We start from the raw sequence: 7,395 nt of genomic DNA, 5'->3' as shown, positions 1-7,395 counted from the left end.
ATAAGGGATTACGTCAAAAAACGAAAAATTAGCGGGGAGTCGCTATTTTTGCGAAAGCTTGTTTTGGGCATCCCAGCCCAAGCAAGCAGCAAAAACTTAACGCGACCACTTATGCCTCCGGCGGCCCCGATTCGTCCTCGTCACCTCGTCCCGACCCAACAAGGGGTCGGAACATAGGCTCCAAATGACTTGACGCCGTGTCGGATGGCCTTTTATTTTGTCTCCACCTTCGCTAACGCTCAGACTCCGACAAAATAACGGCCCTACGGCTATCGCGGACTAAAAATCATCACTTCACTTAGGCTCCGTTTCCCTGATTTTCAGCGGCGGAAGTGGAATTTATGCGACAGAACCTTCTTATTTAATCTCATGTGATACACCGTAAGGTTCATACTCAAAGTTAGAAGTAGGCTTAATGGTTTCGCTATCAATCGTCATTAACTGGCTATTAAGATTATCAGGAATAACATAATCCGATGCTCCATCAGGATGCACAACTAGTAAAGTCTGATTGAATGCCTGGATTCTTTTCTGATAACCAGAAGCATGCACTTCAAACCCATTGTCAAGATAGAAAACTGAACCATCACTTACTTTTTGTTGATTGAAGTAACTGATATTGGTTACTGTCTTGCCATGTGTTATTGTTTCAAGCCGTCCGCTTTTACCGTAAGTATACGTCTCTTCACCATCACCCAAAAGGCGACCGTCATCATCGTACTTAAACGTGACAGGCGCACTGCCAATAACCCCCGTGGCAAGCCTATTAGTCTTAGCTTCCATAACAAAGGTGTTTGCACCATTTTGTAACAAGTTGTTATTTTCATCATACTTGTACACAAGATTACGCCGAGCATTCTTAGCATTGATAAGTCGATTCAAACCATCATAAGCATAACTTGTGACATCACCGTTATTTGACTGATAGATAATGTTGTTTGCATTGTCCCATTCATATTTAACAGTGGATACATTAGCCCCCTTGTTAGAGGCTGCATTCACCAACACACGACTCCAACCATCAGTAGTTTTAGTCATTGCAAGACTCTGTCCATAAGAGACAAGACCAGGTTTAGAGTTAATGCCGTACTGGCTAAATGACACGGTGCTTGCAGGATTAAATGTTTTCTCACTTGCTCCTTTGTACTTGAAGTCTTGCAACTGTCCAGACTTGTTGTAGCTGTATTCAACTGTTGATTTATCAGGGTAGTTTATTGCTTTTGGAAAGCCTCCTTCATAATAGTCATAGGTATAGTATTGAAAGTTTTTACCGTCTAAGCTCCAAGTTTTAGCCGCTAAATCACCGTCTTTATTATAGCTCATGACGGTTTTAATTCCCCCATCAGTAATGCTGGTCAACATGCCTTGGTTGAAAAAGCCGGTAACACTATCATCCCATGTGTAAGAAATAGGATTAGTTAATTTACCCTCTGTGCGGTTTCTTGACTGGACTCTATCATGTGAATCATAAACATAGTCATTGGTTATTGCGCCGCGCGTATGCTTAACAATCTTACCTGTTGCACTGTAAGTATAATTTTCTGTGCCTGAATCAGGTGTTACATTTTGGACGAATTTACGATTAACATCATAGGACTTTGTTGAAACAAGGCCACGATAATCAACCTCTTTAATGAGATTCCCAACCATGTCATACGTTCCTACTGAGCTATGTCCATCGGCAGTTGTATGTGTTTTAGTTCGATTAACAAAGTCATGCGATTTTGTTTCAAGTAAAACTAATTCTTTGGACTTATGTGTAGGGTCATTTCCCTTATGAGTGACTGTTGACGTATTGGTTGTTAATTTATGCAAAAACTGATTCGTTCTATCACCTCTTACTTCTTGTGATTTCAGCCAGCGCTTATCATAAGATATAGCAATATATTCAGCCTGTGTCTTATCGTAGTAAGGCGAAAACTTATAAATCAACTGTCCAGTATCAGAATCATAACCAAGCTCATTAGACGTTAATAATCGACCTTCATCGCTTGTAGTAGTATGCTTCCAAGCATTGGAGTCACCACCAATATATGTTCGTGTCTTTGATACTCCAGAGCCAACATAAGATGACTTTTCTTTAAACAATCCATCTGTGTCAACACCGAAAATCAAGTCACTTGTTTTATTTCCATTTACATTAGTTGAAATAATGCTTCCAAGACTATTGACTGCATGCGTTGTTACAGCACCATTAACCGATGTTCCGCTAACCTTAACACCAAATCGTGGGTCTATTTTCGACAACTCAACAAGACCACCTTGATTTTTCTTGGTTAAATATCCAGCATCATCATAAGTAAAGTCTGTAACAACTGTGTTGTCCTTGTTAGGATAAGCACCTGTTAAGCCTGTGTAATCTCTTGATGTTGTTGTCTGAACTATATTCCCTTTCTTATCATAGACTAAGTTTGTGGTTGAATACCCTTTATGTGCACTTGAATAAACAAGGTTAGATATTGGATTGAATAATCCATCATCAGAGTATTTTGCAAACAAAATATCAAGGTCGTTTGCTGTTACAGTGTATGGCTCGTTATACGCTTTCTTTCCTCTGAAAGCATCGCATTGAGCTTTGTCTTCTGTGAACAATGTTCCAGTCTTATCACCTATGGTGAATAAACCTGTACCACTATCATTAACTGTGTATCTGTAACATTTAAACAATGACTTACCACCTGCATAAGACGTTTCGCTCCACTCCTTAATGCCCCATACAGCATCAACGCCAGAGGTTACCGTTTTGCTGAATGCAACCTGTGGGTTGTTTGTGCTATCGCTGTCCTGATAGGTGGTACTAATAGATTGTTGTTTGTACACAAGAACAACTTTTGGGTCTACGTTTGCATGCCGTGTAGTATAAGCATACTTGATTTCTTTCTTTGAAAAAGGAATCCCTGTGCTTAACTGACCAATAGTTTTGCTCAACAGCTTTCCTCGTGTTGGGTATTCAGTTGAATAGCTTGAAGTTATTACCTTATCACGCGACTTAATAGACTCTTCAACTTTAGAATATCCAGAAAACATCCAGTCATGCCTATTGTAGATAGGGTACATATAATTGAATTTATGATCTACAGAGTATCCATGCTGAGTGCCTTTGTTCTTAGATATAGAGTAACCTGAAACAACACGTCTAACCTTACTCAAAAGAATATTCGGATATCTTGGTTGTTTGATGTTCTCATAATCTACAAATGGCGATACTTCTTCATACTCTATATCATGGACAAGTCCTGCTCCATTATTAATGCTGACAATCTCTTGTTCAGGTGGGTTAGTTTCATTCATGTAAACAGTGATGTTTACATTTCCTGATGTTTGCTGAACACTGATTATAGAAGCCAGTGGATTATCTCCCATACTCGATATAATATTTCTTGTATGCGCCCCAAATGGTAGTGTGCTTTGTACTTGATTGAATGTATTTCCTGTATGAAGGAACATATCAAAGTACGTTTGACCTGGGTCTTTTGGGTCACCTTCTCCGCCACGATATTTAAGAATGTCTGGCTGACCGTCACCATTTATGTCAACAAATGTTGTGTTATGAGCATTCTTTTGATCTTCACCGGCAGTTGTTAAGGTAAAAAACTGTGTAGTATTATCACCAGAACCGGACCCCTCTAGCATTTCTCCAAATAGGTTTCCGGTATTCATGTAGATATTACCTGTTACCGGTTGAGTCTTTCTGTAATTAAACTTAACCAGGTCGCTTAAGCCATCATTATTGAAGTCAAGGAACTTGTAAGCTGGGAGGTCTGACCAGTCTCCTACGCTACCTAGATTAATGTCTTGAGATGACTTGCCGTCTGGTGAAAGGAATTTACCTTGTCGATTATAAAGGGGGGTTGCATAAGTCAAGTCATTGCTTTTTTTCAGTAAGAAAAAATCTGACAATGTATCTTTGTCATAATCAGCAAAAGTTACAGACTGATCGACTGTTGGAATAACAGCGTTTTGTATCTGTCCGTTGATATTATCATTTGTTGGAAATCCACCATCAACTGATGCATAATGAACAGCGATGTTGTATTTTGCAGTTGGTTGATCTGATGTTGGTGCCATTACGATAATATCATGAAGACCATCACCATTTATATCTCGGCTGGTATAGGTGGCACGCATCTTTCCACTGTCAGAATAATCATTATGGAGATCCTGAACTACAGGGTCCACGCCAAAATTAGGCTTACCGGCAGAGCTAAGATAAGTTTGTGCATAGGCTTGACCGTCATTACCTTTGAAAATTTTGATTAAGTCATTTAGACCATCGCCATTCTTGTCAAATGCCATGAATGTAAAAGCATCTTCGTTCTTATCAGTAGGTGAGAATCGACCTAAGTCCATGCTGTCTTCTGCAAGCGTAAGAACACCATTTTTATCGCCACGCGCAAAAGTAAAAATAGCGTTATTATTTTCATTACTAATAATGCCAACACCATTGTAGCCATCACCATACTTGTCCATAATAACTACTTTTACGCCATCCCAATCATTACCGTTTGCTGGCATTGTAATGCTGTTCTGAGCCTTAAATGATGGCTCTGCTGGCTGGATATCCTTATAGCCAAAAGTATGGCTTAGGTAGCTTTCGGTTCTGTCAAATGATGACTTATCTATCTTTCTTAGAGAATAGTTATCACTGAACTTATCGTAGTTATAAGTAAAGTCATAAATAAAAACACCAACATTATTAATGTCATAAGTTGTTATCTTTGACAAAATTTTATCAGGCTTGAATGAGTAACCGCCTAGCCCAATTCTTTTGTGCTGCTTGTTTGTTGCAGTCATGGGGGAATAACCAATTACTACTTTACGATAATTCTTTTTGTCATCACTAAAGAAGTAATCTATTTCAGTAGGATATAGAATATTCGTCGTATCACTAGGCGCGTAACTGAATTTAATTAAATTTCCATACCTATCTGTGTTGGTGCTTACTCCCCACATAAGTATATCCTTATTTTTAAGTTGAACAGTCGAATTAGCTGTGCCTCCATAAGTATCAACCGTTCCGTCTGCATTCTTAACTTCAAACGAACAAGGACCATCTCCACATTTTCCAGAAGCAGTAATGGCATGTTTTCCCAAAAGTTCGCTTTGGTACTCTGATTTATCAGCGCCATATGCTCCCTTGATGACTGATAATCTTGAGCCACCCAAGCAAAATCTGTTTACTGAATAATTATCAGCTCCCATGTTTAGCATGATATTTGACCACTTATCATCCTGTCTTTTATTCAAAGAACAAATGCGTATAGCTGGCGAGCCATTCAGTGACCAACCATTGCCAATATAGCTACCGCCCGATTGTGAGTTGTAAGAGACTGACAAGGTAGGGCTAAACTTAGACTTTACTATGTCAATAGGGATGTGGTATTTGGAAGCACCTTTCCCATCTACGGAAAACTTACCTTTAATTGGCATATATGGCGTGAATCCATTCGCATTAACCTGGTTAATTAATAATGCCATCATTAATGCTAGCTTTTTATGTTTCATTACTTAACCTATTTGATAGTTATTGTTCCCGGCTTACCAGGCTGTCCTGATGAACCATCCGACCCTGTTGTTTTTCCAGGTGAGCCTGACATACCTGAATTTGTGGCGGTTGTGCTTGGCATGCCTGCACCACCTTCCCCGCCTATCCCATACCAATTTCCTCTACCTTCTTTTCCTGAAATGGATGGGTATGACTTACATAGAAAAGAAGATGAAAAAGTTGGTGGTAATAATAAGGTTAGTGTGTTAGAGTCACCTCCATTACCTCCATTACCTCCACCTCCGCCTTCACCTCCACCTCCGCCTACTCCGCCTGCACCTCCATTGCTGTTAAATGCTCCACAACGGTTATATTTACCTCCATGACCACCATATCCACCATCACCGCCCCTGCCGCCTTTCCCACCATCACCGCCCATACCGCCTCGCGTGATGACTGTCATTCCATTCTGAAACTCTCCAGATATGGCAGATATTTTAATTGATAATGTAGGTGATGGATTTCCTGCCGTTCCGTTACCACCTTTTTGTCCATTCGACCCATCAGAACCTTTTCCGCCATCACCACCTGGGGTACCTGCCTCACCACCACCTGACGAGCAAGTGGCGTCAGAGCCATCACCACCTTTTTCTCCATCCTTACCTTTTTTACCATCTGTTCCTTTAGTTCCATCTGTTCCAATGACTCTGATAAATGGGATGGCAGGATTAGCGATTAGAACAATGCTATCAATTTCAAGAATTCCGGGTGCTGATACTTCAATATACCCTCCATCTTGAACTGTTATCTTTCCGTAGTGGTAGTTTATTAAATCACCCTTAATAAGCAGAGGACATGCTGCGCTAATTACTTTATCCATTATTGTGCCTTTACAATTTTTATTTTTCCAATAGTACCAGGATCACCATCGGTCCCATTAGTCCCGACATTAGTTCCTGGCATTCCGGGGATTGAGCTTACTGTCACTGTATCAGTATCAGATCTTCTACCATCGGCACCACCAGCACCCCCTTTACCTGCACCGCCTCCGGCACCACCCTTACCACCGATAGATGGCTTGGCATCAGATATAATATTACCAGTATAATCTGCTGGTATATTTACCGTAACTGTTCCGCCATTACCGCCATTACCGCCCTTGCCTCCATTAGCACCATTACCGCCATTACCGCCATTACCGCCAAGACCAGGTTTACAATGCTGCGAACAGCACGTATGCCTGTCACCACCTGCGCCACCAACTCCCCCTGTCCCTCCTTCACCACCTTTTGAGCCATCTGAACCTTTACCTCCCTGACTCTGAATTGAAAATCCAATTAGGTTGGCATCTGTTATTTTAGTAAGAGTGATGGCTATATCGGGTGCATTGCCGCCATTATATCCAGAACGCCCAATGAATCCACAGCCAGCATTTCCAGCCGTCGCGCCATTAGAACCCTCACCGCCAGAAATGGCAGCAGAAAGGCACTGCCCTACAAGACCTGGGTAACCCTCCCACCCATCACCCCCTTGTCCGCCATCAGGGTAAGGCATATAGTCAACCCCTACAAATGATATAGTAGGGTTCGAAACCGACTTAATTACCAGTTCGTCAATGATAATCTTGCCATCTGCTTCTATCTCAATATATCCTTCATCATCAATGATAACTTGTGAAAATCTTGAGTTGGTTATTAACCCATCTATCTTCAACGGGCTATCTTTTGTCGCTGTTACTTTGGGGTATGTCATTAATCAGTACTCCTTTCTTGGTTCTGTTGCAAAAAAACAAAATATACTGCGCTCGGTCACGGATGCGGAATTAAAGCCCATCATCGGTTTTATTATTTTTTTGATAAATCGATGATGTTATTCAAATATTTAACCTGTAATATGTCGATCATAGTGGC

The 7,395-nt window shown here is 40.8% G+C and carries 3 protein-coding genes; all 3 read right to left on the bottom strand.

Annotation, left to right across the window (positions count from 1 at the left end; translation table 11 throughout):
• Positions 1 to 357 precede the first annotated feature (357 nt).
• The 3 genes from CDZ78_RS12410 to CDZ78_RS22570 are packed head-to-tail and all read right to left on the bottom strand — an operon-like array spanning position 358 to position 7,237.
• Positions 358 to 5,505 (bottom strand): hypothetical protein, encoded by a 5,148-nt coding sequence (locus CDZ78_RS12410; protein ID WP_087870295.1) that lies wholly within the window; start codon positions 5,503 to 5,505, stop codon positions 358 to 360.
• An 8-nt stretch (positions 5,506 to 5,513) separates the two neighbouring features.
• Entirely contained in the window at positions 5,514 to 6,365 is an 852-nt protein-coding gene (locus CDZ78_RS22025) for a hypothetical protein (RefSeq protein ID WP_167374287.1), read from the bottom strand.
• Positions 6,365 to 7,237: a hypothetical protein gene (locus tag CDZ78_RS22570; RefSeq protein WP_087870293.1), complete on the bottom strand. Its 873-nt coding sequence runs from the start codon at positions 7,235 to 7,237 to the stop codon at positions 6,365 to 6,367. Before CDZ78_RS22570 ends, CDZ78_RS22025 begins: the two co-directional genes overlap by 1 nt.
• Positions 7,238 to 7,395 lie beyond the last annotated feature (158 nt).

This window comes from Bathymodiolus platifrons methanotrophic gill symbiont (assembly GCF_002189065.1).
Lineage (GTDB): Bacteria > Pseudomonadota > Gammaproteobacteria > Methylococcales > Methylomonadaceae > Methyloprofundus.
This window is presented reverse-complemented; position numbering and strand designations above follow the sequence as displayed.

Bases quoted from the DNA above. Each gene is read 5' to 3' on its own strand.
- CDZ78_RS12410 (WP_087870295.1), bottom strand. From the start codon at position 5,505: ATGAAACATAAAAAGCTAGCATTAATGATGGCATTATTAATTAACCAG.
- CDZ78_RS22570 (WP_087870293.1), bottom strand. From the start codon at position 7,237: ATGACATACCCCAAAGTAACAGCGACAAAAGATAGCCCGTTGAAGATA.
- CDZ78_RS22025 (WP_167374287.1), bottom strand. From the start codon at position 6,365: ATGGATAAAGTAATTAGCGCAGCATGTCCTCTGCTTATTAAGGGTGAT.